General features: G+C 63.5%; 28 protein-coding genes. 16 read left to right on the plus strand and 12 right to left on the minus strand.

Going from position 1 to position 25,607, the window contains the following annotated elements; translation table 11 throughout:
• The first annotated feature begins 113 nt into the window (after window positions 1-113).
• Window positions 114-2,591, plus strand: coding sequence for a CehA/McbA family metallohydrolase (locus JN531_RS12990; protein WP_228349286.1), 2,478 nt, complete (start codon window positions 114-116; stop codon window positions 2,589-2,591).
• A 27-nt stretch (window positions 2,592-2,618) separates the two neighbouring features.
• Here the strand turns inward: JN531_RS12990 and JN531_RS12995 are convergent, their stop codons facing one another.
• From JN531_RS12995 to JN531_RS13005, 3 genes are read right to left on the minus strand one after another with little or no spacing between them, the layout of a single operon-like run.
• Window positions 2,619-3,221 carry a hypothetical protein gene (locus JN531_RS12995; protein WP_228349287.1) on the minus strand — a complete coding sequence of 201 codons (603 nt, stop codon included), beginning with the start codon at window positions 3,219-3,221 and terminating at the stop codon, window positions 2,619-2,621.
• A gap of 7 nt (window positions 3,222-3,228) precedes the next feature.
• On the minus strand, window positions 3,229-4,068 hold the full coding sequence (locus JN531_RS13000) for a putative RNA methyltransferase (RefSeq protein WP_228349288.1): 840 nt from the start codon (window positions 4,066-4,068) through the stop codon (window positions 3,229-3,231).
• A gap of 4 nt (window positions 4,069-4,072) precedes the next feature.
• Window positions 4,073-5,704: an NAD(P)/FAD-dependent oxidoreductase gene (locus JN531_RS13005; protein ID WP_228349289.1), complete on the minus strand. Its 1,632-nt coding sequence runs from the start codon at window positions 5,702-5,704 to the stop codon at window positions 4,073-4,075.
• Window positions 5,705-5,835: 131 nt separating this feature from the next.
• Here JN531_RS13005 and JN531_RS13010 point away from each other — a divergent pair, with 131 nt between their 5' ends.
• A complete protein-coding gene (locus JN531_RS13010) occupies window positions 5,836-7,032 on the plus strand; it encodes a dipeptidase (RefSeq protein WP_228349290.1) in 1,197 nt (398 codons plus the stop codon).
• Window positions 7,029-7,658 carry a DJ-1/PfpI family protein gene (locus JN531_RS13015; protein ID WP_228349291.1) on the plus strand — a complete coding sequence of 210 codons (630 nt, stop codon included), beginning with the start codon at window positions 7,029-7,031 and terminating at the stop codon, window positions 7,656-7,658. Before JN531_RS13010 ends, JN531_RS13015 begins: the two co-directional genes overlap by 4 nt.
• Before the next feature lie 7 nt (window positions 7,659-7,665).
• On the opposite strand, the gene JN531_RS13020 is transcribed toward JN531_RS13015, so the two are convergent.
• A complete protein-coding gene (locus JN531_RS13020; RefSeq protein WP_228349292.1) occupies window positions 7,666-8,535 on the minus strand; it encodes a thermonuclease family protein in 870 nt (289 codons plus the stop codon).
• A gap of 93 nt (window positions 8,536-8,628) precedes the next feature.
• Between JN531_RS13020 and JN531_RS13025 the strand changes: the two genes are divergently transcribed.
• From JN531_RS13025 to JN531_RS13040, 4 genes are read left to right on the plus strand one after another with little or no spacing between them, the layout of a single operon-like run.
• Window positions 8,629-9,225, plus strand: coding sequence for a TIGR04211 family SH3 domain-containing protein (locus tag JN531_RS13025; protein ID WP_228349293.1), 597 nt, complete (start codon window positions 8,629-8,631; stop codon window positions 9,223-9,225).
• A gap of 9 nt (window positions 9,226-9,234) precedes the next feature.
• Complete coding sequence (locus JN531_RS13030) at window positions 9,235-9,699, plus strand: acyl-CoA thioesterase (RefSeq protein WP_228349294.1); 465 nt, start codon at window positions 9,235-9,237, stop codon at window positions 9,697-9,699.
• Window positions 9,700-9,757: 58 nt separating this feature from the next.
• Window positions 9,758-10,354: an ATP-dependent Clp protease proteolytic subunit gene (locus JN531_RS13035; protein WP_228349295.1), complete on the plus strand. Its 597-nt coding sequence runs from the start codon at window positions 9,758-9,760 to the stop codon at window positions 10,352-10,354.
• Window positions 10,355-10,403: 49 nt separating this feature from the next.
• A complete protein-coding gene (locus JN531_RS13040) occupies window positions 10,404-11,120 on the plus strand; it encodes a ZIP family metal transporter (protein WP_228349296.1) in 717 nt (238 codons plus the stop codon).
• A 54-nt stretch (window positions 11,121-11,174) separates the two neighbouring features.
• On the opposite strand, the gene JN531_RS17450 is transcribed toward JN531_RS13040, so the two are convergent.
• Window positions 11,175-11,324: a phage integrase N-terminal SAM-like domain-containing protein gene (locus JN531_RS17450; protein WP_228349297.1), complete on the minus strand. Its 150-nt coding sequence runs from the start codon at window positions 11,322-11,324 to the stop codon at window positions 11,175-11,177.
• A gap of 720 nt (window positions 11,325-12,044) precedes the next feature.
• Here JN531_RS17450 and JN531_RS13045 point away from each other — a divergent pair.
• From JN531_RS13045 to JN531_RS13055, 3 genes are all read left to right on the plus strand, one after another.
• Window positions 12,045-12,650, plus strand: coding sequence for a hypothetical protein (locus JN531_RS13045; protein ID WP_228349298.1), 606 nt, complete (start codon window positions 12,045-12,047; stop codon window positions 12,648-12,650).
• A gap of 582 nt (window positions 12,651-13,232) precedes the next feature.
• On the plus strand, window positions 13,233-13,505 hold the full coding sequence (locus tag JN531_RS13050) for a hypothetical protein (protein ID WP_228349299.1): 273 nt from the start codon (window positions 13,233-13,235) through the stop codon (window positions 13,503-13,505).
• Window positions 13,506-13,589: 84 nt separating this feature from the next.
• Window positions 13,590-13,994, plus strand: coding sequence for a hypothetical protein (locus tag JN531_RS13055; protein WP_228349300.1), 405 nt, complete (start codon window positions 13,590-13,592; stop codon window positions 13,992-13,994).
• 232 nt (window positions 13,995-14,226) lie between these two features.
• Here the strand turns inward: JN531_RS13055 and JN531_RS13060 are convergent, their stop codons facing one another.
• Entirely contained in the window at window positions 14,227-15,201 is a 975-nt protein-coding gene (locus tag JN531_RS13060) for an IS5 family transposase (protein WP_228349980.1), read from the minus strand.
• A gap of 102 nt (window positions 15,202-15,303) precedes the next feature.
• Here JN531_RS13060 and JN531_RS13065 point away from each other — a divergent pair, with 102 nt between their 5' ends.
• Complete coding sequence (locus JN531_RS13065) at window positions 15,304-15,678, plus strand: hypothetical protein (protein WP_228349301.1); 375 nt, start codon at window positions 15,304-15,306, stop codon at window positions 15,676-15,678.
• A gap of 520 nt (window positions 15,679-16,198) precedes the next feature.
• Window positions 16,199-16,876: a hypothetical protein gene (locus tag JN531_RS13070; protein ID WP_239795306.1), complete on the plus strand. Its 678-nt coding sequence runs from the start codon at window positions 16,199-16,201 to the stop codon at window positions 16,874-16,876.
• Here the strand turns inward: JN531_RS13070 and JN531_RS13075 are convergent.
• A protein-coding gene (locus JN531_RS13075) for an IS3 family transposase (protein ID WP_228348732.1) occupies window positions 16,841-17,997 on the minus strand; the annotation gives its coding sequence in 2 pieces (ribosomal slippage) (window positions 16,841-17,757 and window positions 17,757-17,997; 1,158 coding nt in all). The two genes, JN531_RS13070 and JN531_RS13075, sit on opposite strands and share 36 nt — an antisense overlap.
• Window positions 17,998-18,184: 187 nt before the next feature.
• On the opposite strand from JN531_RS13075, the gene JN531_RS13080 reads away from it, so the two are divergent.
• The 4 genes from JN531_RS13080 (at window position 18,185) to JN531_RS13095 (ending at window position 20,223) form a co-directional block, all read left to right on the plus strand.
• Complete coding sequence (locus tag JN531_RS13080) at window positions 18,185-19,003, plus strand: ATP-dependent nuclease (RefSeq protein WP_228349302.1); 819 nt, start codon at window positions 18,185-18,187, stop codon at window positions 19,001-19,003.
• 158 nt (window positions 19,004-19,161) lie between these two features.
• The gene (locus tag JN531_RS13085; protein WP_228349303.1) at window positions 19,162-19,473 is read left to right on the plus strand and encodes a helix-turn-helix domain-containing protein; all 312 of its coding nucleotides are present in this window, start codon (window positions 19,162-19,164) and stop codon (window positions 19,471-19,473) included.
• On the plus strand, window positions 19,470-19,646 hold the full coding sequence (locus JN531_RS13090) for a hypothetical protein (RefSeq protein WP_228349304.1): 177 nt from the start codon (window positions 19,470-19,472) through the stop codon (window positions 19,644-19,646). Before JN531_RS13085 ends, JN531_RS13090 begins: the two co-directional genes overlap by 4 nt.
• Before the next feature lies 1 nt (window position 19,647).
• Entirely contained in the window at window positions 19,648-20,223 is a 576-nt protein-coding gene (locus JN531_RS13095; protein ID WP_228349305.1) for a DUF5710 domain-containing protein, read from the plus strand.
• 179 nt (window positions 20,224-20,402) lie between these two features.
• On the opposite strand, the gene JN531_RS13100 is transcribed toward JN531_RS13095, so the two are convergent.
• The 5 genes from JN531_RS13100 to mobF all read right to left on the minus strand — a co-directional run bounded on the left by JN531_RS13100 (window position 20,403) and on the right by mobF (window position 25,461).
• The gene (locus JN531_RS13100; RefSeq protein WP_228349306.1) at window positions 20,403-20,861 is read right to left on the minus strand and encodes a DUF7673 family protein; all 459 of its coding nucleotides are present in this window, start codon (window positions 20,859-20,861) and stop codon (window positions 20,403-20,405) included.
• Window positions 20,861-21,103: a hypothetical protein gene (locus tag JN531_RS13105; RefSeq protein WP_228349307.1), complete on the minus strand. Its 243-nt coding sequence runs from the start codon at window positions 21,101-21,103 to the stop codon at window positions 20,861-20,863. Before JN531_RS13105 ends, JN531_RS13100 begins: the two co-directional genes overlap by 1 nt.
• A 586-nt stretch (window positions 21,104-21,689) precedes the next feature.
• Complete coding sequence (locus JN531_RS13110) at window positions 21,690-22,361, minus strand: helix-turn-helix transcriptional regulator (RefSeq protein WP_228349308.1); 672 nt, start codon at window positions 22,359-22,361, stop codon at window positions 21,690-21,692.
• Between the two features lie 2 nt (window positions 22,362-22,363).
• Window positions 22,364-22,663: a hypothetical protein gene (locus tag JN531_RS13115; RefSeq protein ID WP_228349309.1), complete on the minus strand. Its 300-nt coding sequence runs from the start codon at window positions 22,661-22,663 to the stop codon at window positions 22,364-22,366.
• 5 nt (window positions 22,664-22,668) lie between these two features.
• Complete coding sequence (mobF, locus tag JN531_RS13120) at window positions 22,669-25,461, minus strand: MobF family relaxase (protein WP_228349310.1); 2,793 nt, start codon at window positions 25,459-25,461, stop codon at window positions 22,669-22,671.
• Window positions 25,462-25,607 lie beyond the last annotated feature (146 nt).

Consider the following 25,607-nt stretch of genomic DNA (forward strand, 5'->3'; position numbering starts at 1 on the left):
CCGACTGAGCAGCCCCGACATGGCGCGGGTGAAATGCAGGCGGCGGGGCAGTAGTAGAAACAGCCAGACGTCATTGAAGCGTCGCCGCAGCACGGCATACTCGACGCATGATCATGAATCGATTCCCTGTGGGCGGCGGCTTGCTGCTGGCTGCGCTGCTGCTGGCGGGCTGCAATGACAACAGTCGGGCGTTGCCGTCCGATCTCGGCCCGACGCCGACGCCGACAGCCAGCCCCAGCCCGACGCCGGCGCTGGTAGGGCAGTGGCTGACCACCGATGCCCATGTCCATACCGACCACTCCTCTGACGGCTCCGCATTCCGACAGCTGTCGAGCGACGCCTTGCCCGGCAACGTGTCGATCGCCGACCAGATCGGCCAGGGACTCCTGCGCGGGCTGGACTTCATGGCGCTCACCGACCATCGCACCTATGACCAGCACTGGGACCCGCTGTGGGCCAGTCACGACCTGCTGCTGATCCCCGGCGAGGAAGCCAATGGCAGCCCCCACGCCAACATCTTCGGCGCAGTGGACACCGTGCTCGATGGCCAGGACGGCCCCGAGGGTGCAGCGCACAAGCCCACCCAGCAGAGTATCTGGGATGCGCACGCCCAGGGGGCCGTGTGGCAGGTCAACCATCCCAACCGCGACTCGATGAACGAGGATGGCAGCGCCAATGACCAGGGCAGTGTGGTGGGCGCCAACCTGATCGAGGTGTGGAACGTCGCCGAAGACATCGAGCTGCAGCTGAACTACGCCGAAAGCCGTTGGAACCTCGGCTACGAGACCGGCATCAGCGCCAGTTCCGATAACCACTTCCGCGAACTCTGGTTGTTGGGCTTTGGCCCCGGCACCGTGCACACGCACGTGTTCGCGGCCAACGACAGCGAGCGCGGCATTCTCGATGGGCTGCGACGGGGGCGGACCACGCTCAGCGATGGCAGGCCGCTGGCCGCCTTCCTCACGATGGAGGCCGATGCGGACGGTGACGGGGTGTTCGAGGCGATCAATGGCGATACCGTCACGGCGGCGCCCGGGCAGACGATCACCTTCCGCTTCCGCGCCCGGCGTGCCATCGGCCAGACCCTGCAGGTCATTGCCCAGCCGGGACGCATGCTGCCGCCGGTGGCGGTGTTTTCGCCACGGCTGCCGGATGAGACCTTCACGTGGACCCTGACGATGCCGGCGCAGCCCAGCTGGGTGCGGGCGGAGCTGCGGGGCGTTGGCATGGGTCTGCCCGACGACGACGCGCTGCCACGCAACGAGCGCAGCCGACGGGCGCTGACCTCGCCGATTTTCCTGCGGCCCACGGGGATGATCGTGACGCCTGCGGGCGAACGCCCGGTGCCCGCCGATGCCGGTCCTGCGGATTCGGCGGAACGCATCATCGGGCCCGACGGCCAGTTCACCGGGTTTCCTGACGCGGTGACCCTCGCCGACGGCACCCTGCTGGTGGTTGCCGAAACTCATGACGCCACCGGCACCGACATCTGGTTGCGTCGCGGCGATGCCGATCCGGTGATGCTCAACGTGGTGGCCGGCTTCGCTCGCTTCCCCCGTATTGCAGCCGTCGGGGATCAGGTCTGGGTGGCGTGGGAAGACGAGCGGGTCGGGCAACGGCCGCGCCAGCCACGCATCCTGCTGCGGGGCTCCCTCGATGGTGGTCGCAGCTGGGGCGCCGAGCAGGTGCTGGACTCCGGCCCCGCCCGCAGTATCCGACCCGCGCTGGCGGTGATGGCAGACGGCCGGCCGGTGGTGGCCTGGAGCGACAACCGTCGCCGCTGCTTCGATCTCTATGTGCAGATCGGGGTCGACGGCACGTCACAGTCGCTGAGCGACGACAAGGCCTGCACGCCGGGCACGCTGGTCGACACCCGCAGCTCCCGCGATCCGGCGTCGCTGCATCCCGCGCTGGCGGTGCAGGCCAATGGCACCGTCACCGTGGTGTTCCAGGACAACCGTTTCGACCCCAACCCCGGCTGGACCGGCGAGACCGGCTTCAATGGCGGCTTCGAGGGTGTCGACCGCACCGATCCGGACAACTGGGAGATTCTGGCCCGCAGTCGCGACCCGGCCACCGGGGCCTGGTCGGCACCGGTGCGGGTATCAGCCAATGGCAGCAATGATCCCTTCGACGAGACGGCGCGTGCCGACCGGCATCCGGCGTTGGCGGTGGCGGCCGACGGCATCACGCTGATGGCCGTGTGGGATGCCAAGCCGCTGCGGTCAGCCGGGGTCAACAGCGAGGTCCACGCCAGTCATTCCACCGATGGTGGCCTCAGCTGGAGCGCGCCGGCAGCCGTCGATGACAGTGTCTCGGCCATGCAGCAGCGGCCGGCGGTCGGCCCCGCCGGCGCCGGCTTTGCGGTGGCTTGGATGGACAACCGCGATGCCGACTGGCGCCATCGCATCTGGGCGCGGCAGTGGCAGCCCGAAACCGGCTGGGCGATGGATCGTCGCCGTCTGAGCGGCCCCGGCAACGCCGGCTGGCCACGGCTTGCCGGTTCCCGCCTGCTGTGGACCAGCGATCGCGGCGCGAGCGCCGGGCAGCGAGACCCGACCTGGCAGGTGTGGCAGCGCGTAATCGACTGACCCCACGGGTGCTACCGCCCAAGCGCATCAGGGACGCGTCATCGCCGCTTCGGCCAGCGCCAGCACGTCGATGGTCGCCAGCTCGTCGAGCTGCGGGCGCTGCAGTTGCGCATTGACGGCCCGCACGATGCCCTCTCGAACCGCGATCACCAGCGGGTTGATTCGGTCCAACAGGCTGGTGGGTAGCGCCCGCAGCTCCGCTGGCAGCGCGGCGTTCACCCGAATGTTGCGGCTGCCGACCCGTAGCGGCACCAGGCGAATGGTGAGTGGGGCATAGGTGTGAACATCGACGTCGACCCGGATCTCGACCTCCATCGGCGTGCGTACCGGCATGCCCATCAGCCGCAGCGTGAGGTTCAGCAACCCGGTCAGCCGCAGGGTGAAGCCCACCTCGGCGTCGTCAGGTTCGCGGTGGTCGATGTGGAGATCGCGGGGCTGGAACTGGTAGTCCGCCACCAGCAGGTCCTTGGGTAGCGCCGCGGTCGATCCTTCCACGGTTTCGCGCAGGGCGGTCTCGATTTCCGCCCGCAGCCGCGGCACGGTAACCAGGTGACGGATGAAATTCTCGCCGAAAGTCTGGTAACTGATGCGCCCGCTGTCGGCGGCGGTGGAGGCGGGGTCGGTGGTCATGCCCCGATCATTCACCGGTCGGCGGTTGCAGGCAAGGGTCGTCTGGCTGACGCTGAAACCAGAGCAGGGTGAAGGCCGCCTCGGTGTGGAAGCCGGCCCGCTGCAGGAGGGCCTCGCGACGTTCGGGGCGGGCCTTCCAGGCATACGGCGTCATCTGCAACAGCTGTGCAAGGGCGTTGGCCTCGAGCAACAGGGGCACGCGCAGTTCCTGGCGGTGGCGCAGCGAGAACCCGCGGCTGAAGCCGGTGAGAAACTTGTCCGGCACGTGCGGCCGGACCGTATCGAACAGCGCTTCTCGCAGGCTCAACAGATGGTCGGCGGTCGGGGTGACCACCAGCACCTGCCCGGTCGGGCGCAGCACCCGGCGCAGTTCATCGTGGTGCAGTTGGGTGAACAGGTTGCAGACCACGTCAATGCTCTGATCGGCCAACGGCAGTTGGGCACCGCTCGCCACCAGCCAGGCCACCCCGGGTGTGCTGCGCGCCGCCAGACGAATGGCCGGCTTGGCGATGTCGACACCGACAACCCGGCTGCCGACGGCGCTCATTGCCGCCGTGTAGTACCCCTCGCCACAGCCGAGATCGAGCACCACCTCGGGGTGGATCGCCTGCAGGCCGGCGATCACGGCGTCGCGTAGCGGTGCGTAGTGGCCGGCAGCCAGAAAGTCGTGCCGTGCCCGCACCATGCCCGGCTCGTCGCCGGGGGCGCGGCTGTGCTTGTGTTGCACCGGCAGCAGGTTGACGTAACCCTCGCGGGCGACATCGAAGCTGTGGCCGTCCGGGCAGTGCCAGCGTCGGCTTTCGGTGTCGAGTGGGGCCCGGCACAGCGGGCAGCGGAACAGCGACATGCGGTCAGGCCGCGTCGGCGCGGGCGCCGATCAGATCCCGTGCCAGCGCCTCGGCGACGCGAATGCCGTCGACCCCGGCCGACAGAATGCCACCGGCGAATCCGGCCCCTTCGCCGGCCGGGAACAGGCCGCGCATGTTGCGGCTCTGGAAGTCGTCGCCACGGGGAATCCGCAGCGGCGAGGAGGTGCGGGTTTCCACCCCGGTCAGCACTGCATCGGGCATGGCGAAACCCTGGATCTGGGCATCGAACACCGGCAGCGCTTCGCGCATGGCGGTGATCGCGTAGTCGGGCAGGGCGCTGGCGAGATCCACCAGTTTCACGCCGGGCTTGTAGCTCGGGGTGACACTGCCGAGCGCGGTGGAGGGGCGACCGGCGAGGAAATCGCCGACCCGTTGTGCCGGGGCTTCGTAGGTGCCACCGCCGAGTTCGAAGGCGTGCGACTCCAGTTGTTCCTGCAGCGTTATGCCTGCCAGCGGACCGGCATCGGCGCCGCCGGGGAAATCGGCGGGGGTGATGCCGACCACGATGCCGGCGTTGGCATTGCGCTCATTGCGGGAGTATTGGCTCATGCCATTGGTGACCACCCGGCCGGCTTCCGAGGTGGCGGCGACCACGGTGCCACCGGGGCACATGCAGAAGCTGTAGACGGCGCGGCCGTTGCTGGCGTGGTGCACCAGCTTGTAGTCGGCGGCGCCCAACAGCGGGTGGCCGGCATAGCGGCCGAGCCGGGCGCGGTCGATCAGTGACTGCGGATGTTCAATGCGAAAGCCGATGGAAAACGGCTTGGCCTCCATCTGCACGCCGCGGGCATGCAGCATGCGGAAGGCATCGCGGGCACTGTGGCCGACCGCCAGAATCACGTGGTCGGACCGCAGCATTTCACCGGTCGATAGCTGCACGCCGCGGACCTGACCGTTCTCGATCAGCAGGTCGGTGACCGCCTGCCGGAAACGCACCTCGCCGCCGAGCGACTCGATCTGCTCGCGGATGCGGGTAACCACACCGGTGAGCCGGAAGGTGCCGACATGGGGTTTGCTGACGTAGAGGATCTCCTCCGGCGCGCCGGCCTGCACCAGCTCATTCAGGACCTTGCGACCGTAGAAGCGGGGGTCCTTGATCTGGCTATAGAGCTTGCCGTCGCTGAACAGGCCGGCACCGCCCTCGCCAAACTGGACGTTGGACTCCGGGTCCAGCGTATTGCGACGCCACAGGCCCCAGGTGTCCTGGGTGCGCTCGCGCACGGCCTTGCCGCGCTCCAGCACGATGGGCCGAAACCCCATCTGTGCCAGCACCAGGGCCGCAAAGATGCCGCAGGGCCCGAAGCCGATCACCAGCGGCCGCAGCGGCAGGTCCGCCGGCGCGACCGCCACCGGACGGTAGGTGGTATCGGGCGCCGGGCCGACCTGGCGATCGCCGGCGAAGCGCGCCAGAACGGCCGGTTCGTCGGCCACCTCGCAATCGACGGTGTAGACGAAGCGAAGCCCCTCGTGCTTCTTGCGGGCGTCGTAGCTGCGCTTGAACACGGTGAACTGCAGCGACGCGTCGTCGGCCAGCCCCAGCCGTTGGCGGATGGCGGGTGCCAGTGCCCCCGGCGGGTGCTCGATCGGCAGGGAAAGTTCGGTGATACGGAGCATCGGCGGGTCAGGGGGCGGTCAGTCCGGCATTGTCCCATTCCCGCGCGCCGCCGGCGACTGCGGTCGGCCGCCGCAGTTGCCTAGAATGGCCAGGCTGGCGTGCGGCCAGCGTGGCGCAGGAGCGCGATGACATGACGATTCCCCCGATGCGCAGACGCCGCTGGCCCTGGTGGTGCCTGGGAGGGGTCTCGGTCGCGCTGCTGGTGTTCTGTTTCGGCGTGCCGCCAATCGTCGAGGGCCTGATGAACCGCGTCGGGCCCCCGGTCGGGGCGCCGGTGCCGGCTGCGGCCCATGCCCTGCATCAGCAGTTGCGAGTGGCCGACCTGCATGCCGATCCGCTGCTGTGGGGCCGCAACCTGCTGCATCGTTCGTCCCGCGGACATGTCGATGTCCCGCGGCTGATCGAGGGCCGGGTGGCAGTGCAGTTGTTTTCGGTGGTCAGCAAGTCGCCACGGGGGCTCAACATCGAGCGCAATGACGACGACAGCGACAGCATCACCCTGCTGGCCATGGCCCAGCGCTGGCCCCCGGCGAGCTGGTTCAGTCTGCGCCAACGTGCGCTGTACCAGGCAGGGCGGTTGACCCGCATGGCGGCTGAGTCCGATGGCGCGCTTGTGGTGGTGCGGAGCCGTGAGGATCTGCAGGCGTTTCTCGCCGACCACGCTGGAGACCCGCGGCGGGTGGCCGGCATCCTGGCGCTGGAGGGCGCGCAGGTGCTGGAGGGCGATCCGGCCGCGGTCGACCCGATGTTCGCCGCCGGCTACCGGATGATGTCGCCCACCCATTTCTTCGATACCGAAATGGCAGGCTCGGCACACGGGGTCGAGAAAGGCGGTTTGACGGCTGCGGGCCGGCAGATGCTGGCGCGCATGGCGTCGCTGGGCATGATCGTCGATCTGGCCCACGCCGCACCGGCGACGGTCGACCAGGTTCTGGCCCTGGCACAGCGCCCGGTGGTGGTGTCGCACACCGGCGTGCGGGGCACCTGTGACAACCGGCGCAACCTGACCGATGCGCAGCTCGACGCCATTGCCGCCAATGGCGGACTGGTGGGCATCGGTTTCTGGCCCACCGCCGCCTGTGGTGAAGATGCCGCCGCCATTGCCCGGGCGATCCGCTACACCGCCGATCGCATCGGCCTGCACCATGTGGCGCTGGGCTCCGACTTCGACGGTGCGGTCACCACGCCGTTCGACGCCACCGGCTTGCCGCGGCTCACGGCAGCCCTGCAGGCCGAAGGGTTCGACGCCGGTGCCATCGCCCGCATCATGGGCGAGAACCAGATCGACTTCCTGCTGCAGAACCTGCCCGCGGCGGTGACGCCATGAGTCTGCGAGTGGGCATCTTCATGTTCGATCAGGTGGAGGTGCTCGACTTCGCCGGGCCCTACGAAGTGTTCACCACCGCCTCTCGGGTGCAGCAGCAGTTGCAGCCGGGCACCGATGTGCCGTTCGAGGTGGTGCTGATCAGCGCCGATGGTGGGCCGGTGCGGGCCCGGGCCGGCCTGACGGTGCAGGTGGATCACAGCTTCGAGGACCACCCGCCGCTGGATCTGCTGCTGGTGCCCGGTGGCGTGGTCGAGGCCGAGCTGCAGAAGCCGGATGTGATTGCCTGGCTGTTGGGCACGGCGGATGCCGCGACGCTGACCGCGTCCGTGTGTACCGGCGCATTCCTGTTGGCCACGGCCGGTCTGCTCGACGGCCGCACCGCCACCACCCATTGGCAGGACATCAACGATCTCGCCTATCGCTTTCCGCTGCTGAGCATTCGTGCCGGCTGTCGTTGGGTGGACGAGGGCGATGTGGTGACCTCGGGGGGCATCTCCGCCGGCATCGACATGAGCCTGTATCTGGTGGCGCGCTTCCAGTCACGGCTGCTGGCGCTACGGACTGCACGGCAGATGGAATTTGACTGGACCGGGCCGGATGCCGGTCAGGCCATCACCCCGCGTTGAGCGTGCGTCAGGGCGCCGGCAGGGTGTCCCACTGACCGGGGTGCTGCAGCGGCAGATAGGGCCGGCCGTCGCGCTGCCGGACCACGCCGCGCACCGCGGCTCGCTGCCCGAGTGCTGACTGCAGCCGCGCGCGATCGAAGCGATCGAGGGCGGCGGGGGTGATCCAGAGGTCCAGTTGGTCGTCGAGGGTGATCCGGCCACCGGCCTCGGTGACGCGGACGTCAGTGATGCGACCCTGGAAGGTGCCGAAGCGATTGCGCCAGCCCGCGCCGTCGGTGGCCGGGCGGGGCTGCCAGTCCGGCTGTGACCACAGGCCCCGATTGTGGCGGCGGGCGTCGGCCTCGGCGGCGAAATAGCGGTCGGCGCGTTGCGCATTGTCCTCGTGCAGGCTGACCCGCGCATGTCCTTCCTGAAGCAGGGCTTCTGCGATGTCGGCGACAGTGTCGGTCTGCAGGTAGACCAGCCGCCGCTGATAGCGGTCTTCCGGCGTCTCGCCGGGGCGCATGCGGGTGCTGTCGTCCAGTAGTGCTGCCAATCGGTCGCGGGCGGCCTCCGCGCCGGGTTCGCCCGGGCGCCCGCGAAACGGCAGCTCCGGCGTATCGATCCCGATCAGCCGCAGGGTTTCACCGGTCTGCAGGCGGACTGTATCGCCGTCAATCACCTTGGCGACCGGTGCCGGCCGGGTCGACGATGTCGGCGGCAAGGTGCGGACGTCGATGCCGGCCGGCGGGCGATCGGCGAAGTGGCGACGCCCCTGGGCATCGACCCAGGTATGGATCGCCGCCGCGGCCGTGCCAGCGCCCAGCCCGAGTAGCAGACCCGCCCAGCGGCTGCGGCGGGCGATGCGACGGATGACAGTGGAGCCTCCCTGTTCCATCGGCCGATGGTACCGCGTCGGCACCCGTCGGACAGCCGGTAGCGGCGGCGGATGACGCCCGTCGCCGGCGCAGATTGGTAGACTCCCGGCATCATGAAATTCCCATTGCAGACTCTGGCCCTCGCGCTGGTGCTGGCGGCGCCTTTGCACGCCGCCGAAAAGCAGCAGTTCATTGATGACGAAATCTCGGTGACGGTGCGCGATGCGCCGAGCAACAACGCCGGCTATCTGGGCGTGGTCAAGAGCGGTGACGAGGTGACACTGCTGGAGTCGCTGGGCCCGGAAAGCTTTGCCCGCATTCGTACCGCCAGTGGCACCGAAGGCTGGGTGACCGCGCGATTCCTGACCGACACCCCGGCGGCGGCCGATCGGCTGGTCAAGGCGCAGGCCGACCTGGCGGCGGCGCAGGCCCGGGTCGAGGAATTGCAGAGCGCGCTGGCCCAGGTCAGTGGTGAGCTGGATCGCCTGCAACCGGCGGTTGAGCTGTCGCAGGACAACGATCGGTTGCGGACCCGTATCGCCACGCTGGAGCAAGAAACCGAGGCGGTGGTCCAGCAGTACAACGCACAGAAGGCGCGCCGCAAAACCCTGCTCACCGGTGCCGCCCTGGTGGGCGCCGGGGTGCTGGGCGGATTATTGCTGCCGTGGCTGGGCCGCAACAGTCGCCGCCGCCGTTACGGCGACTTCTGAGGCGTGTCGATGGGCCGGCCCCCGTTCCGATTGCTGTTGCGTGTGCGATATGCCGAATGCGATGCGCAGGGGGTGGTGTTCAACGCACGCTACGGCGACTACGTCGATCTGGCGATGACCGAGTTCATGCGGGTGCTGTTCGGTGGCTATACCGAACTGCTGGCGCAGGGGCTCGACAACCAGGTGGTGCGGCTGGCCACCGACTGGACCGCACCGGCGCGATTTGATGACGTTCTGGCGCTGGATGTTGAACCGTTGCACCTGGGGAACACGTCGTACCGACTGAAGGTCTCGATCTTCCGCCACGCCGACGGTGTCCCGGTGGCGACCTCGGAGATCACCTACGTGATGGTGACGGCGGGCCATCACGAGAAACAGCCCATGCCGGATCATTTTCGCCAGCGTCTGCAGGCTGCGGCGCCGGGTGTGGTGGTCAATCTTTCCGGAATCGACACGCCTGATGTGCAGCCTTGACCGCCGTCAGGCGCCGTAACCCCTACAATCCCCGTTCGCTTATCTCAGGATCATGTACATGGACTCACGCCTCTCCGAGCAGGATGACCGCATCCAGCTGCCCGAACTCGTCAGCCGGCTGGAAGAGCAGTTCGCGTTCAAGTCACGCTTCGTGATGGTGTTCGGCCAGATCAACGACCTGATGGCACAGAGCACCTGCCGCCGTCTGCTGGCCCTGTCGGAAGAGTCCAAAGCGCCGATCACCATGTTGATTTCCTCCCCCGGCGGGCATGTCGAATCGGGTGACGCGATCCACGACATGATCAGCTTCATCGATGCCCCGGTGACCACTGTTGGCACCGGCTGGGTGGCCAGTGCCGGTGCCCACATCTTTCTGGCGCCGCCGAAAGAGCGCCGCGTCTGTCTGCCCAACACGCGATTCATGATCCACCAGCCGGCGGGTGGCGGGCGCGGACAGGCGTCGGATATCGCCATCCAGGCGAAGGAGATCCTGCGCATCCGTGAGCGGCTGGCGCGGGTGATCTCGCGGCAGACCGGCAAGCCGCTGGAAACGGTGATGACCGACATTGAACGCGACTACTGGATGAATGCCGACGAGGCGCTGGCCTACGGCATCGCCTCACGCATCATCCAGCACAAGGCCGACCTGGGCTGAGCCACCAACTGGATGCCGCCCGACGGACGGGGCGGCCGGGGGAGGGGAGATGCTGACCACCACCCTACTGACGATCGTGTTGCTGTCCTGGATGGCCGGGCTCAGTGCCTGGCTGGGTGGCCTGCTGGCCCATCGTCTGGGGGCGCCGCGCAGCACGGTTGCCCGAGAGGGTCTTCACGCCATCGTTGGCTTTGGCGGCGGCCTCTTGCTCGCCGCCGTGGCCTTCGCGCTGGTGCCCGAGGGCATGGCCGTGCTGTCGCCACCGGTGCTGCTGCTGGTGTTCTGCGCGGGCGGCGGTCTGTTCTGCCTGATCGACGCCTGGCTGGCCCGCCAGCAGGGGCCGCAGGCCCAACTGCTGGCCATGCTGATGGACTTCGTGCCCGAGGCGTTGTCGTTGGGCGCCGTGTTTGCCTACAACCCCAGACTCGGCATGCTGCTGGCCGCCTTCATCGGTGCGCAGAACCTGCCCGAAGGCTTCAATACCTACCGCGAGCGTGTGCAGGCGGGTGCGTCGGGAGGGTCAACCTTGCGGTTGCTGGCGTTGCTCAGCCTGCTGGGGCCCGCCGCCGCACTACTGGGTCACCTATTGCTGCAGGACCGGGTGGCGCTCACCGCCGGCATCATGAGCTTTGCCGGTGGCGGCATTCTGTACCTGATCTTCCAGGACATTGCCCCCAAGGTGCCGATGCGACGTCACTGGGCACCGGCGCTGGGGGCGGTCGCGGGGTTTGCGGTCGGCATGATGGGGAAGGTGCTGCTGCACTGAGGGCGCCAGCCCTGGCGCGGTAGCGGGCTTCTGCGGTCTTGCGCCGCCACCACCTCATCCAGCCAGGGCAGCTCGACTTCGAGCACGTGACACCTCCGCCGCTCCCATTTCCGCCGGATGACGTTTGCCATGGAATAACACGTAGCGACGCACCCAGTCGGCATACGTCTGTTCGGTACGCAGGCTGTAGCCCCGCACCCGCACTTCTTCTCTTGGCGTACGCGGTCGAGCCGGCGGGGTTTGGGGGTTGCTGTGGGGTGTTGTGTGATCCGGCGAAAATTAGTCCGTACTAAATTTACAGAATCATGACATCACGGTAGTTAGGGGAGAGGATGAGTTGACTTGGAATGATCTGGTGGCTAGTGTCAAGTCCTACTAGTTGGCGTTAAATTGCGTATATGGCATCCGTAAACATCTACTTTTTAGACAGCAAAATATTGCTTAGCCCTATCACGCGAACCGTTGTTGGATTGGGGGTTGAGTTCGGGCCATACATTCAGCTGGATGTTGGCGCAGATGCTTCTACGCTCGGCCAGGAAACATACAGCGCGCTCAAAGAAGCCGGGCGCATCGTTCCTCACCCCAATAACTGGAAGGGCATGTCGGCGCCTCGTTTGAGAGCAGCCGGGGTTAGGTCTGAAAGGGACTTTATGGCTAAGGCGAGGCTTGTTCAGGTTCGAGAAAGTGAGCCCGGATACAAGATTTTGCCCAACATAAATGGTGGAACGTCGGGGCCAGGAAGAGGGTTCACGCCTCGCATCGAATGCCAAGTATTGCTCTCCAAGAGCGTATCAGTCACAGAACTCGGGGAGCACGTTCTGGCGTCCATTGCCAACTGTGCCAACGCAACCAAACCAGCCGCTCCACACCGACGCGCTAATGCGCGCGGGTGAGCGCCAGCGTTAGGGGTTGCTGAGCGTGGCAGTGAAACGTGTCGAACTGCACATCGCGCCAATGTTGAGCGATGGCGATTGGGACGTGTTGACGGCATTTTTTGGCAAAGCTGAACGACTCATCGCCACGAAGCTCGTATCTTCAGGTGAAAGTGACATCAAGGGTGGCATTCGATACCGCCAGGGCGAAGGGCTATGGTTCGAGGCCCAACTTCCCCCGGAGGAATTTGTTGCAGAGTTCCTGATGGCGTTTCGCTTTTTCTACTTGAAGAAGGAAAAATCATTCTTCCCTCGCGCACTTGGCGTGCTCGGAAAGCACATTGACGATCCAGAGGTACGTCAGCATTTCGCCCGCCTGCGCGAGCGCTGGGAGAACGGCTTGTTCGGACAAGCCATGTCGATTCAGCTAAACGACCAACCCATGACCGCGGCGTTGTTGCTGGATCTCTGGTTGAACGCCCACTACTTCCATGCGGACGAAGACAAGGCCGAGAAGCTCGAAAAATTGAATGAGGCGTTCTCGAGTGATTTTTCAAAGTACATGATGCTCGATGGAGCATTCGAAGCGGCGAAGGCAGTATTCGTCGTATTCGACTCAGTGAAAGAGATCGTGAGGGCTCGTGCAAGCAACCCCTAACCAATCGCTGCGGGGGACGTTTGACCCGTCGCCCATTTTTGCTGCCGCAAAAACGGTCGCCGCCTCAAACGCCCCTGAGCTCAAGCGTTATACAGTGACCCGCCCATGACGAGTCTCCTCGACTACCAACCGCATTGGTTTGTACAAGGCCTGATCGTGGCGGCTGTGGTGTGGACGTTTCCTCGGCTTCTCAATTATCTTCGGGCGCACGTCCGTCCCTTCTCCCGTCGTATACGTCATCGCCACCTAATAAAGGCGCGACGGATTAGCAGCAGCGCCGCGCTGATGGGAGATCAAGCAGCGCGTACATACACGTTCCAAGCTGTATTCCTTCTGTCGTGCGTAGTTTTCGTTTTCGGCTTTATAGCCGGCCCCGTTTTTCTCAGCAGCAGTGGCGGTGTACGCGTTGGGTTATTTCTGCTCGCAACGCCGATCTACGTCTTTGAGTTCATCTATCTAAACGAGTTTAATCTTTATAAGTCGGCCCTACGACGTCGCATCCGGATCGAGCGCTGTATGTATAACCAACGGTTCAAGTCGACGGCCCTGCCGGGCCGCGGCTTAACCTAGGCGTTAGACGCCATGAATGAAGAAGTCGTAGTGCGTCGAAGAGGGGTCCGGCCTTGGATGTTTCACGGCCTCATCGCCCTTTGGCTGGTAAGCGCGGCGATTACTGGTCACTTGCCTGCCGCGCTGGCTGCCGGGGCCTTCTATGTTGCCTTGGTGGTTGCGCAGCGCTTTGCGCCACGGTCCTGGTGGGAACCTAATTCCCGCACCGGCAACGTCATCACATACGCGCTAGCCGTGATGCTCATCATCGTGATCGCCGCAGTATGGTGGTCACATGGCGTCTAACAAGCAGTTCCACGCGACGCAGGCACCTTGCGGCGCCTGCGCGCGTGAACTGCGGCGTTATGCCTACAGGAAAGGGAGGCAGTAATGGGTGGCAGGCCAGCATCACATATCTTCGCGGGGCTGTACTTCTTTACGCTCGCAGCGGGGTTCGTCTTTACGGGCTACACAATGCTACAGGGTAGCCAGAGTGGCTACATCAGTCAGTTTCTTTTCTCGGCGCCGTACGTCGTTGCGCTGGTCGCCCTCTTCTCAACTCGGGCAAGGTGGTCGTACTTCCTCGGCGCGTTTCTTATCTTCGCCTTTCCAGTCTTTCTCATCGGCTCAATGCTCCTCATCCTCTTCAAGGCTGAGGGCGCTACGCTGGGTAGCATCAGTCCTTCGTTCATAGGCTCGGCGCTTCTGCTGTGGCTGTTCTACGCATTCACGTTCGGCAGGTCATCAAAGAACTTCTACGGCATTGGTGTTGCTCATGAGAGCAAGCAGGCATAACCATCAGCTCCAGCCGACGTGCCACTCGCTTCGCTCGCGGCACGCAGCTGAGCTGGGGCGTTAGGGAAACACTGATCAAGTGTCTGAATTTTGCGCCGCTCCGCACTTGGGCGCCAAGAGTCGGCTGACTTTGCGGTTTTCAGCACGTTTGGCATGAGAATCGCTCAGTTCTTCCCGATATTCGGGCTCTTTCGCATATTTGCCCACTGATTCTGCTTGCTGCAGACGCAATTCATCTGCTGGGCTCGGGGATTCGTCGGGCGGCAATCAGCAGATTGGCCAGCCCGAACAGGCTGTAAAGCTGGGCGGTGTTCTTGAACAAGCCCCGATAGCGAGCCTTCCGATGCCTGAACAGGTTCTTGATGATGTGAAATGGGTGCTCGACCTTGGCACGCAGGCTGGATTTCAGTTGTTCGGTTTGCTGAAGCAGCCGTCCGCCTTCGGTGTCAGGGAGTTTGCGTCGCTTGCCCGGTCGCATCGCGATCTGCCAGGCGACGGTGTGTTCGGGGTTGCACTCTTCCCGCTTCTCCACACCCTGATAGCCCGCATCACCATGGGCGTGTCGCTCTTCGCCATGCAGCAGGGCATGGGCTTGGGTGATGTCAGCCACGTTACCCGCCGTGCCAATGAGGCTGTGCACCAGTCCCGAGGCGGCATCTACGCCGATATGGGCCTTCATGCCGAAGTGCCACTGGTTGCCCTTCTTCGATTGATGCATCTCAGGATCTCGCTCGCCTGCTTTGTTCTTTGTCGAAGGCGAAGCAGCAATCAGGGTGGCATCGACAATGGTGCCTTCCCGCATCAGCAGTCCCTGTTCGGCCAGGTGTCCCTTGATGGTCTCGAAGATCAGCTTCGTCAGCCCGTGGGTTTCCAATAGCCGCCGGAACTTCAGCACCGTGGTGGCATCCGGGGACGACTCCCGTCCCAGATCAATGCCGACAAACCGGCGAATTGCGCCAGAGTCGTAAATCGCATCCTCGATCCCCTCGTCGGAGAAACCAAGACATTGCTGGGCAACGTACATCCGCAGCATGCGTTCACAGCCTAGGGGAGGTCGACCATTGCCCGCCTTCGGGTAGAAGGGATCGATGACCGCAAGCAGTGCAGGCCAGGGCGTTGCGGCATCAATCTTCGATAAAAACCGATCCTGCCGCGTCTGACGTGGCTTGGCGGCATATTCGGCATCAGCAAAGCTGCGCTGCTTCATCACCCTCATCCCCGTGGAATTCGTCAGCAATATTTTCTCATGTCCAGTCAATCGCAAAAAGCGTTTGAGGGGACTTGATCAGTGTTTCCTTAGGTGCAGCAGATGAGGTTGCTTCTAATCGGCATCTCTTGCGTCGCTCTTTTCTTCCCGCTGTATTGGGCTCTCCATCCATTTGCAGGGCCAAACTGGGGCGCAGGCATAGCGGCCTTCATGATGTACATCGGGTTTCCGTCCCTATTCCTGCTTAAGTGGCATCGGCGGAGCACGCATCCGCTGATAAAGGCATGCAACTATGCCTTGGCGGTTGTCGTGCTCTTGCTCCTAGCTTGGGTGGCATACCGAGTCATTGTCGGCTCCGCCCCATTGCCACAAGCGGTTGGCTTGTTCTTTGTCTACGGCGGGTTGGCAGTCTACTTCTTAAAGCACGGGTATATGCCGTATCAGGCAGAGGAGATGGAGGCCCAAGAAAATGACTGAGCAAGCACCTAACAAGCCACTTCAGCCGACCGCCCACTCGCTACGCGAGTGGGCGGTCGGCTGAGTTTGGGCGTTGGGCCTAAGGAGAAGCAGATGCCGACCGTTGTTCTCAGGGACGCAGGCGGTGCGGATGTAGGCTTCATGCTCATCGCGGGCAGCGAGTCTTTATCTACGGGTCCAGCAGAGCGAGACCTCGTTCTCATGAAGCTGCCATTGCCTTCCAGCTCTCCGCTTGCTGCATTCCTCGATGAGCATCGGCACATCGAGTTCTCGTCGAAGATCCAACACACTGAAACCGGGGTATTGGTGTCGTTTCAGGTAACTCCGGCTTTGTCGGTCAAAGCTGAGCTCGCACCGTCAGGGGCTGGCTCTTGGTCAGTTGCAACCGTAGGCTCTGGCTCATGTCAGGTTCTAGCCAAGTGAGCGTCTGGCCCAACAAGGCACTCCAGCCGACGTATTTGCCTCCGCTGCGCTACGGCAAATCCGCGGCTGAGTTTTGGCGTTAGATGCCATTCAACCAATGAGCCGAGTAGACGAAATCCTCAGTCATCGATTAGCCGATGGCTTGGTCGAATCGTTTGGTATCGTCGCTGCTTACTGCTACAGCTTGAAGGCCGAGGAAGCCTGTGAGCTCTTAAGGCGGTCAGTAGTTGAGAGACCGGACTATAGGAATTTCGCACTTCGAAAGGTCTGCGCAGATGTAGAGACACAGTTCCTGAGCTGTCATTCTGAGTTGGTCAGTAATGTCATTAAAGATTTCAAGATCGCCGACTACCGCTTAAGGCAATCGCTGGGCTTTGTGCTTTCGCGCATTGCAGAGGTGGCGCCAACTCCAACCAGGCGAAAAATTCAAAAGCTCTTCCTGAACTCGCAGTACGTTGGCGTTCGGCGTCGCGGTTACAAAAGTGTTGGCATTGACGAAAGGATGCCCAGCGCCGCAGTTGCGAACGCTTGGATGCAATATGGAGACTACGAGGCTGCTTGGCTTATTACAAAACGGTTTCCTGTTTCTTTCCTGGCAGAGCATCGCGAGCTCCTCCAAGGTCAATTCGATCAGGGGTGGCAACTGTCCAGGCTCTATTTAAGAATCGCTGAGGTAGACCCTAGCGTTCTAGAAACGCTGAAGACACTCGATCCAATCTCCTACTGTTACGTCTGGGTTCTACCCCGTAACCACGGACGGTTTGGAAAGAGCTGAAAACTTCTGATCCTGCTTGGCGACTCTACGCCGCATTCTCGGGTTGTGGAATCGCTCGATGTAGTCGAACACATCCGCCTTGGCGACATCGAGCGTCGGATACTTCACACGGTGCGTGCGCTCCCGCTTGAGCATGCCGAAGAAGCCCTCGCAGGCAGCGTTGTCTCCGCAATGGCCAACGGCACTCATTGAGCACAGCAGCGTGTTCCTGGTCAGATAGCGTTGATAGTCACTGCTGCGGAATTGGCTGCCGCGATCCGAATGTAGGATCACTGACCATCCGCCCTGACGTTGCCAGATCGCCATTTCGACGGCCCGGATCACCATCTGACGGTCCTGCCGGTGATGCATCGACCACCCGATCACGAGCTTGCTGAACAGGTCGAGGACGACGCATAGATACAGCTTGCCCTCGTCGGTTTTGATCTCGGTGATGTCGGTCACCCACTTGGTCTCGGGCTCCAAAGCATTGAAATCCCGCTCCAGCAGATTGCGCACGCCAGGTGGCGGCAGCCCCGGCTGACCGCGCGGGCCGCGCCGTTTCCTGCGCGGCCAGCCCTGCACGCCGTGCAGCGCCATCAGGCGAGCCACGCGATTGACGCTGGCAGTCTCACCTTCTTCGGCAAGATCCTCCTGCATGCGAGGCGCACCCAGAACGCCACGGCTGTCTTCGTGAAGCTCACGGATGCGTGCAAGCAGTCGATCGTTGTCGACCTGACGTGCGCTGGGCTGGCGCGTACTCCAGCCGTAATAACCGCTCGGCGACACCCGCAGGCAGCGGCACATCAGGCGAACAGGGAAATCATCGCGGCAACGCTCGATCGCCTGATATCTCAGGACGACCCCTTGGCAAAGAACGTCGCCGCTTCGCGTAAAAAATCCCGCTCCTTCTTCACCCGGGCAAGCTCGCGTTTGAGCCGCGCCAGCTCCTCATCGCGGGCGGTGCCCGTGCCACCAAAGGCGACTTGCCCTTGGCTCTCAATCTCGCGCTTCCAGCGGGTTAGCAGGCTGTCCCGGATGCCCAACTCCCGGGCGACCTGCGCGCAACTCACACCCGGCTGGCGGCACTGCTCAACAGCCCCGCGCTTGAACTCCGGGCTGAACTTCCTTCGCTTCGACATGAACACTCCTTTTGGCCATTGTCGGCCTTCTCGAAAGTGTCCGTGCTATCGGGGTAGAACCCAGCAGCTCAAGAAGACCGATGGGAAAGCAGTCATCTTGCTAGACGAGCCTGGGCTGACGCTACATGGGAAGGCGCAGGGCGACCTTCTCCGTTACATCGTTGAACGCCTTCTCCCCGACCATCAGGTGATCTTCACAACCCACTCGCCCTTTATGGTTCCGATGGACCGTCTCGGTGACGTCAGAATCGTTGAGGATGTGATTGCATTTGACCCCAAAACGGGGCGCCCAGATATCAAGGGGACGAAGGTTAGATCGGACGTCTTGCAGGTAACCGAGGACACTTTGTTTCCGCTACAAGGTGCCCTCGGGTACGAGGTCACTCAATCGATGTTTATCGGCGCGCACACCCTCTTGGTTGAAGGCCCATCAGACATTCTCTACCTGCAGACGCTCTCTCAGGCGCTGCGTCGCCGTGGCCGTGAAGGGCTGGATAGGCGCTGGACTCTGTGTCCGTCGGGCGGCATCGACAAGATCGCGCCCTTCGTGCGGCTTTTTGGTTCAAATCACGTAGACGTTGCTGTTCTTTCTGACCTGGCAAGTGGCGACAAGAAGAAGATCGAAGCCATGAAAAGGGATCAGATTCTTAAGGCCGGACATTTCTTTACGGCTGCCGACTTCGTGAACCAACAAGAAGCAGACGTGGAGGATTTTTTCGACGCTCAGATATTTGCGGACATTCTGAATGCGGCCTACAAGCCACCTGCGGACAAATTACTATCCAAGGAGGTCTTTGAAGGGGTTACAGAGACGCACCGCTTGGTGAAGAAGGCTGAAGCACTCTTTAGGCTCATGCCGCCCGAAGTGCCGGAGTTCGATCACTTCACGCCGGCAAGGTGGCTGCTGGAGAATCCGCAGCTTCTGGACGATGACTCGGCAGAAGTCAGCACAACGTTGGATCGAGCTGAGAGCGTATTCAAGACATTCAATGCTTTACTTGCTTAAATGCCCTTCACACCGCCATTCGTTCGAGCCTCTGGCGCAGTCTGCCCTCGCGCCGTAGCGTAGTGTTGTGTAGCGCTACACAACACTACGCTTAGCATGCGGATTTATAATCGGAGAGTTATAATTCGATCCGAGACTTTTTCCGATTGTCCAAGGCAATGACCGGCGACTACGCGATCAGCAGCACCTATGAGGACGCCTTTGAGGCGCTGTACTCCCCGGATGTCGCGCAACTGAAGCGAACGAGGGCCTTCGCGTTGCGTGCGATCCGCAAGCAGCTGGAGGCGCTGCCCGGTACTCAGCATCAGGTTGCGACTCAGCTCGGCATCAAGCAGCCAAGGCTGAACAAGATCCTCCGTGGCGAGGCGGATGCAATCTCCCTGGATAACCTGGTCCTCCTCGCTGCGCGCGCTGGCCTACGCGTGGAGGTTGTCTTCAAGGGCGCCGGCCGCCGCAGGAGAGCGCCATGACCATCATCGAAGCGCTGGCCCAAGCAGACCGACATTGCGATCTCGAAGGGCTTCCCCCGGCGAGCCAAGAGGCGCGCAGGCTCGATATCGAGCTGGCGGCGGAACGCATATCCGCAGGAGTTGCTGTTCGGCAAATGCTTGCGCTCCATCGGCTCGCCGCTGCGGAAGACTGACGTGGCCAGGCGCGACCTGCACGTTCCATTTGAAGAGAAGGACGAGGCGAAGCTACTTGGCGCCCGATGGGACGCGCAAGCTCGCTGCTGGTATGTGCCTACCGGCATCCCGGATGAGCCTTTCGCTCGCTGGTTCCAACCACGGGAACAACGCCCGCCGACTCCGCCCGACTACTCAGCACTCCCCCTGAATCTGTTGATTGAACAGCCGGCGATCGTGGAAGCGACGGCGGAATGTTGGTCGTGCCGCGAAGGCACGCCCGTCTTGACGGTTGCTGGTCGCGACGAAGATGGCGATCTGGCCATTGTGACCGGCATACAGTCCGTCGATGCCCCCTTGGGTCGCGCGCTCGCCGAGCGCCCCTACTACAGACTGGCGTTCAGCCGAACGACGCAACAGTGGGCGTTCGCGAACCTATGCACGTCATGCGGCGCTCTGCAGGGGGACTTCTTCCTGCACAACGAACCAGATGGTCCGTTCTTCGCGCTTCACAACGCTGAGCCGCATCTGCGCATCACCGAGCTGGCTGAGCCGGTCAGGGTCGCCACCGACGATCCGGCCTACGACCTGGAATAGTCCGCGTCGCGAGACGTTTCCTCGTGCGGAAATCCACGATGCCCGTGGACAACCCCTGCACAGCGGGCGCTCCGCTGGGGCTCTATTGGGGAGCCCCCGGCCGCTTCGCTGCTGCACAGAGGTTGCCCACCGGCACCCCGAGGTCCATCGCGCCAGACTTTCTCATGAGAAAGTCGAGGTCAGCCGCAGCACCCCTCATCAGGGTGCCCGCCCTCTCCGTAGCGATCCCGGTATAGCTCGCCAGCGATCCGGCGCCGCTGCGCGGCGTAATAGAGCCCGTAGGACTCCAGCCAGCCATTCAGCTCGTCGCCGTCGATGACGCCCCAGGTATGGACTTCGGCCTGGCCGAAGTGGTCATAGCGCAAGACATCGAGACACGCATCAGCCAGCTCGGCATCGAGCGAGCGAAGATCCGTCAGGTCGAACGGAAACCGAGGCCCGTTGTAGAGGCCACCCAGAAACGCCACAAGCCGCCGCACCTGTCCGGACCCTGGACTCCCACGGATCGCTCGCGCAATGCGCTGTAGGCCCTCTATGGCCGGCCCTCGCGCCGCTTGCTTTGCCCGAGTGACCGCCGCCAGCTTTGCAACGAAATCATCCACGACCTCATCCCGGTTCCGCGTGTCGATGGTCGCCATCACGCACCCCTCAACTGGCACGGCACTCTCTCGATCAAGTCCTGCTCGAACAGCGCCGGCAGCTCACGAACCAACCGCAACGCCGCCGCCTCGATGGCTGCCTGCCGGGTGATGTACGTTCTGTCCGTCTCGAACGCGCCCGCGTTGTCCACGTCGAGCACATAGGTCCAACCCGTCTTGTGCCGCTGCGTCCTCACCTCGATCCGGTGCGCACGCAATTCATCCGCTCGAATCCCGCTCATACCCCTGTCTCCTGTTGCCCTGGTCGCAAGCGCGGCAGGCCTCCGCCGCGCTTGTGATCGGGGACCGATCGGCACGCCGTCGAGCACGGGTCAATCGCCGCCGAAGGGCGAGCGCAGCGAGATTCGTCGGCCGCATCGCGGCCGTCGAACGGATCGATTGACGCGCGCGGAGCAAGTGCCACCCAACCAACCCGCGGAGCGGCCGACTTTCTCATGAGAAACATTTGCCTCGCGTCGTAGCGCGCGGCGCTACGAGGACACGGTGTCGGCGCAGCCGTCACGGTGTCCCCTGCTTGGCGGCCTGACGAGGCCGAAGGCCTGGTCTTGCCGTGCCGTTCGGACGAGGGATTGATGCCCGAAGGGGCGAGACGCCGAAGGCGGCTCGATGCAAAGCACGAAAGCCCGGCGCGCACTGCGCGCGGCCTCCAGACTTTCTCATGAGAAACTTTTCCTCCCCCGTAGCGCATCGCACTACAAACCCACACAAGGGGGGGTGATTCAGCACTGAACACCTCGGCACGCTGCAACTCGTTGATTTCAGGAAGGCTGCCGATCTGTAGAGGGGGGTGATTCATCATCGAGTTCTTCACTCGCCAGCCACCGACGCCCGAAGCTGGCCGCTGAGCATCGCTTTCGCCACGGCATGCGTCTGATTCCACGCACCGAGACGATCCATCGAGCGACTCACCAGACGACCAACGGCCGTAACCGAAATCCCGAGCCTCCTTGCAACATCTTTCTGTGCCAGCCCTTGGGCCAAAAGCCGCAGTGCTTCCGCTTGGCACTTGGTCAGCGGCAACGTCGGCCTCGGATCGAAGACGGCCGCCAACTCGTCCAGGACAGCCCCGCCCACGTCACGCATGACGCGAAGCGAGTCGGCCAGCCCATCCGCACCGATCGCAGGCATGCCGCCGACAGTGACAAGGGCGAAGACCACCCCTGGGCCATGAACCGGAAGCGACATCGCGTGCCGAAGCGGACCCGACAGAGCGTCGAGCACCGCCGGGCGACTCAGGGAGGACCACACCAACGGCTTAGTCTGGCTTCGCGCCCGGTCGATCACGAATGGCAACGCCCGGTCCACATCAGCGCGCAGCGACGTATCCCCGGCAAAGTCCACCGGGCGAGCGTGCAGGCCTTCGATCAGGCTGACCATCACAACCGGGTAGCCCAGCGCCAAAAGTGGCGCTGTATATCCCCCTGCGGCGGGCCTGAGCACCTGCAGGCGCTCAGCAACACATGACGAAGTGGCCGCCATCGTCATCCCTCCGCGTCGTCCACGAAGCCGACGAGCAGCCTGGACCGCTCGGACAGCTCGCGCGCCGTCAATCGCCGAGGGAAAGCGTCCAGGGCGGCTTCATAAGCGGTGAGCCATGTACCGACCCCAAAGCGGGGATCGAGCGCGACACGCCCCTCACGTTGCGCCAGTTCGGCCGACACATCGGCAAGCCGCAGGCCCGCCACTTCGATCAGCGCAGTCAGCTCGGCCGACTCCCGCAAAAGGTCGTCAGACTTTCTCATGAGAAAGTCGTGGTGAAGTTTCGAAGAGATGTCCTTCATGGCCGCTATCTCTCGAAGTCCATTCCGCGAGAAGGCGATCTGACCGGCGGCGCGCGCTCAGCAGCACGGTTCTGCTCATAGCGGGCAAAGGCGCGGTCTGCGGCGCGCAGCAGATCAATCGAGCTATCGCGACGAGACTCGACGGCCGACAGCTTCTCGCCAGGGGAAGACTCAACCGAGCGAGTCAGCTTCTCGGCCGAATCGGTGTAGATCGTCAGCGAAGACTTCTGGCGACTGACCGCGACCAGGAAGGCCTTCTGCGAAAGCAACTGCTTGTCTGAGCTGGACGCATCGACCAAAACACGGTCGGCGGTCTGGCCCTGCGACTTGTAGATGGTGCCGGCGTATCCGTGCTCCCAATGCCGACCGGATTCGGTCGAGCGATCAATCTCAACCTGCCGGCCGTCCTCCGTCTGCACCGTCATCCGCTTGGCATCGGTCCGCAGCACCGTGAGACGCTGGCCGTTCGTAAGCCCGAGCGCCGTGTTGTTCTTTGACCAGACGATGCGCTCTCCCGGCGCCAGCGACGTTTCACGCGGCACGAAGATCTGCGGCGGCTGCTTCGTCCCGCCACCGATCAGCGATGGCGCCCAGGCGACGCGCCGACCATTCACATCGAGCTGAACCACGCCCGCTCGGGAATCCACCGAGTCAACCCGAACATAGGCGCCGCGCTCGATGCCCAGCGAAGACAGCGCACGCGGGAAATGAACCACCTGACCGGCTTTGTAGCTACTGGCCAGCGCCGTGTCGGCGCGGGTCGAGTACGCGGACAGGAGCTGCTGCGCGGCATTCTCTCCGCGTAACGCGCCCTCACCCCTAAGAATGGAACGAGCGCGGTCATTCAGCTCCGTGCGGGTGCTGTTACGCGCAGACAGCATCAATACCTTGTCGCGTTCGCTTCCGGCCGCCTTCCAGTCATCCAGAATCGCCGATAGGCGGGCATCGCGATCCTGTATCTCGCGCGTCTCCGGCCGCAGCTTTTCCATCGCGGCACCGATGTCGCCGCTGATGACATCCCGTACTGCGGAGACGTGGCGCGAATCAGTCTGCCGGCGAATCTCGTCCATTTCCGCCGAGCGCATGCCGGCTGCCAGCATCCGCGAGAACGGCTTGCCGGCTTCAATGGCTCCGAGCTGAGCCGTATCACCGACCAGCACTACGCGAGCGCCCAGCTTCTCGGCGAGCGTCGTCACCCGCCGCATCGCCGAGTTCGATACCTGCGAGGCCTCGTCGATGACCCAGACCTGTTTCGAGTATCGAGACTGAATGTCAGCGGCCTGAGCAGGGCCAGCCGACATGCGAGCGAGGTCAGCGCCGGCAACGCGCAGATGCTTGTGGATCGTGCCCGACGTGATGCCGGCGGACTCCTGGAGCTGCCGCGCAGCTTCGGCGTTGGCAGCCATGCCGACGACCTCGAAGCCACGCTCACCAAGCGCGGATCGCACCGACGACAACATGAAGGTCTTGCCGGTACCAGGGCGGCCGAGCACCCCAACGAAGCGATCCGAACTCGAAAGGATCATCTCCGCAGCAGCACGCTGGCCACCATTGAGCGGAGTAGATGCAAGCGCTACAGCGGCGTCGCGCGAGCTGTAGGCATTCGCGACGGCATCGCGTCCGTTCTCGATCGCAGACGCAATCCGCAGCTCCTGCTGAATCGCGGAAGTCGTGGTCCAGCCATGCTGAGCACCGACGGACGCGCCGAACAATCGACCAGCAGCAACCTCTCGCTGGATCGCATGCTCAGCCTGCTCGACCGAGATTCGGCCCATTACGTTCGCCAGCGTCCAGCGAACCAGATCCGAATGTTTGAAGGCTGCCTCCTGGTCCGAAAGCCGCGAGAGGGCATTGCGGAGCGCCCGTGCGATGTCGCCGGCCGTCGCAGCCTGAGACACGTCGCCACGCTCACGCGCTTGGTCAACCAGACGCGAGGCATCGAATCCAACAGCAGAAGCCCGCTCTGACCATTCCTGTCCCAGCTCCGAGCGGTTCTCCGGGGTCTTGCTGTTCCGCGTCATCAGCGCGGCCTGGGCCGAAGCCTCTGGCCCTGACAGGCCGCGAGACATCAGGGACTCAACGATTTCTTGCCGTCGCGTCGAGAACTCGTGAATCGCCTCGGGCGACACGCCCGCAATCTCGAATGCGCCATCACGATCCGTCGATGCGATCTCATAGCCGAGCTTCTGCAGCTCGATGGCCAACGCCGATCGATAGACCGCACCGGCGCCCATCTTCGACTCGAAGAGGTGTAGCGACTCGATGGATCGCCACTTGCCATCGGCCCGCTGAGTCGCATTCAGGACGACCGCGTGCGTGTGGAGCTGCGGATCGTGATTGCGGTTCGTATCGTGCTGGAACGTAGCAACCAGCAAATTTCCCGTGTCTTCGCGAACGATTTCCCCATCAACCTTTACGCGCGTCGCAGCCGCAGTCTTCTCCAGCCATCCGACAGCGGACTGTGTCGCGCGCTGATGCGCCTCGATGATCCGCTTGTCGCCGCCGACCAGCGCCGCGAGCGTGACCGACTTCGGGGCCGAGAACGTAAGGTCATAGCCCGGCCGATGCTCGCGCTCACCGCCGGCCTCGCGCACAACACCGAGCTGCGTGCCGTCCGGCATCCGGCCGTCGAGCAAATCCTTGAAGACATCCCGATCGACGTTGCCAGCCAGACCAAGACGCTCCGCGCCTTCACCAAGCCATTGCCCTTGGGCATCAGGATCGTTTCCGCCGGCCGCGTAGTAGTCGTCCTTCTCGTAGTAGGAGACAGCGACCTCGGACGAGGAAATGGGCGACATGCTCAGCATCGAGCACCGCCCGACTTTCTCATGAGAAAATCACAACCGATTGATGAATAGACAGATTTACTCGAAATGCGCCTATCACGCTGGTATAATTCAACGGTGCGAAAAGTTTCGCATGAGAAAGTCCGGGCATCCGTGGA

The sequence above is a fragment of the Flagellatimonas centrodinii genome (genome assembly GCF_016918765.2).
In the GTDB taxonomy this organism is placed as follows: Bacteria; Pseudomonadota; Gammaproteobacteria; order Nevskiales; family Nevskiaceae; genus Polycyclovorans; species Polycyclovorans centrodinii.

Bases quoted from the DNA above. Each gene is read 5' to 3' on its own strand.
- JN531_RS13070 (WP_239795306.1), top strand. From the start codon at position 16,199: ATGAGCCGAGTAGACGAAATCCTCAGTCATCGATTAGCCGATGGCTTG.
- JN531_RS13025 (WP_228349293.1), top strand. From the start codon at position 8,629: ATGAAATTCCCATTGCAGACTCTGGCCCTCGCGCTGGTGCTGGCGGCG.
- JN531_RS13030 (WP_228349294.1), top strand. From the start codon at position 9,235: ATGGGCCGGCCCCCGTTCCGATTGCTGTTGCGTGTGCGATATGCCGAA.
- JN531_RS13115 (WP_228349309.1), bottom strand. From the start codon at position 22,663: ATGAAGGACATCTCTTCGAAACTTCACCACGACTTTCTCATGAGAAAG.
- JN531_RS12990 (WP_228349286.1), top strand. From the start codon at position 114: ATGAATCGATTCCCTGTGGGCGGCGGCTTGCTGCTGGCTGCGCTGCTG.
- JN531_RS13005 (WP_228349289.1), bottom strand. From the start codon at position 5,704: ATGCTCCGTATCACCGAACTTTCCCTGCCGATCGAGCACCCGCCGGGG.
- mobF (WP_228349310.1), bottom strand. From the start codon at position 25,461: ATGTCGCCCATTTCCTCGTCCGAGGTCGCTGTCTCCTACTACGAGAAG.
- JN531_RS13105 (WP_228349307.1), bottom strand. From the start codon at position 21,103: ATGAGCGGGATTCGAGCGGATGAATTGCGTGCGCACCGGATCGAGGTG.
- JN531_RS13010 (WP_228349290.1), top strand. From the start codon at position 5,836: ATGACGATTCCCCCGATGCGCAGACGCCGCTGGCCCTGGTGGTGCCTG.
- JN531_RS13085 (WP_228349303.1), top strand. From the start codon at position 19,162: ATGACCGGCGACTACGCGATCAGCAGCACCTATGAGGACGCCTTTGAG.
- JN531_RS13020 (WP_228349292.1), bottom strand. From the start codon at position 8,535: ATGGAACAGGGAGGCTCCACTGTCATCCGTCGCATCGCCCGCCGCAGC.
- JN531_RS13065 (WP_228349301.1), top strand. From the start codon at position 15,304: ATGAGGTTGCTTCTAATCGGCATCTCTTGCGTCGCTCTTTTCTTCCCG.
- JN531_RS13000 (WP_228349288.1), bottom strand. From the start codon at position 4,068: ATGTCGCTGTTCCGCTGCCCGCTGTGCCGGGCCCCACTCGACACCGAA.
- JN531_RS13100 (WP_228349306.1), bottom strand. From the start codon at position 20,861: ATGGCGACCATCGACACGCGGAACCGGGATGAGGTCGTGGATGATTTC.
- JN531_RS13050 (WP_228349299.1), top strand. From the start codon at position 13,233: ATGAATGAAGAAGTCGTAGTGCGTCGAAGAGGGGTCCGGCCTTGGATG.
- JN531_RS13110 (WP_228349308.1), bottom strand. From the start codon at position 22,361: ATGGCGGCCACTTCGTCATGTGTTGCTGAGCGCCTGCAGGTGCTCAGG.
- JN531_RS13035 (WP_228349295.1), top strand. From the start codon at position 9,758: ATGGACTCACGCCTCTCCGAGCAGGATGACCGCATCCAGCTGCCCGAA.
- JN531_RS13055 (WP_228349300.1), top strand. From the start codon at position 13,590: ATGGGTGGCAGGCCAGCATCACATATCTTCGCGGGGCTGTACTTCTTT.
- JN531_RS13015 (WP_228349291.1), top strand. From the start codon at position 7,029: ATGAGTCTGCGAGTGGGCATCTTCATGTTCGATCAGGTGGAGGTGCTC.
- JN531_RS12995 (WP_228349287.1), bottom strand. From the start codon at position 3,221: ATGACCACCGACCCCGCCTCCACCGCCGCCGACAGCGGGCGCATCAGT.
- JN531_RS13060 (WP_228349980.1), bottom strand. From the start codon at position 15,201: ATGAAGCAGCGCAGCTTTGCTGATGCCGAATATGCCGCCAAGCCACGT.
- JN531_RS13090 (WP_228349304.1), top strand. From the start codon at position 19,470: ATGACCATCATCGAAGCGCTGGCCCAAGCAGACCGACATTGCGATCTC.
- JN531_RS13040 (WP_228349296.1), top strand. From the start codon at position 10,404: ATGCTGACCACCACCCTACTGACGATCGTGTTGCTGTCCTGGATGGCC.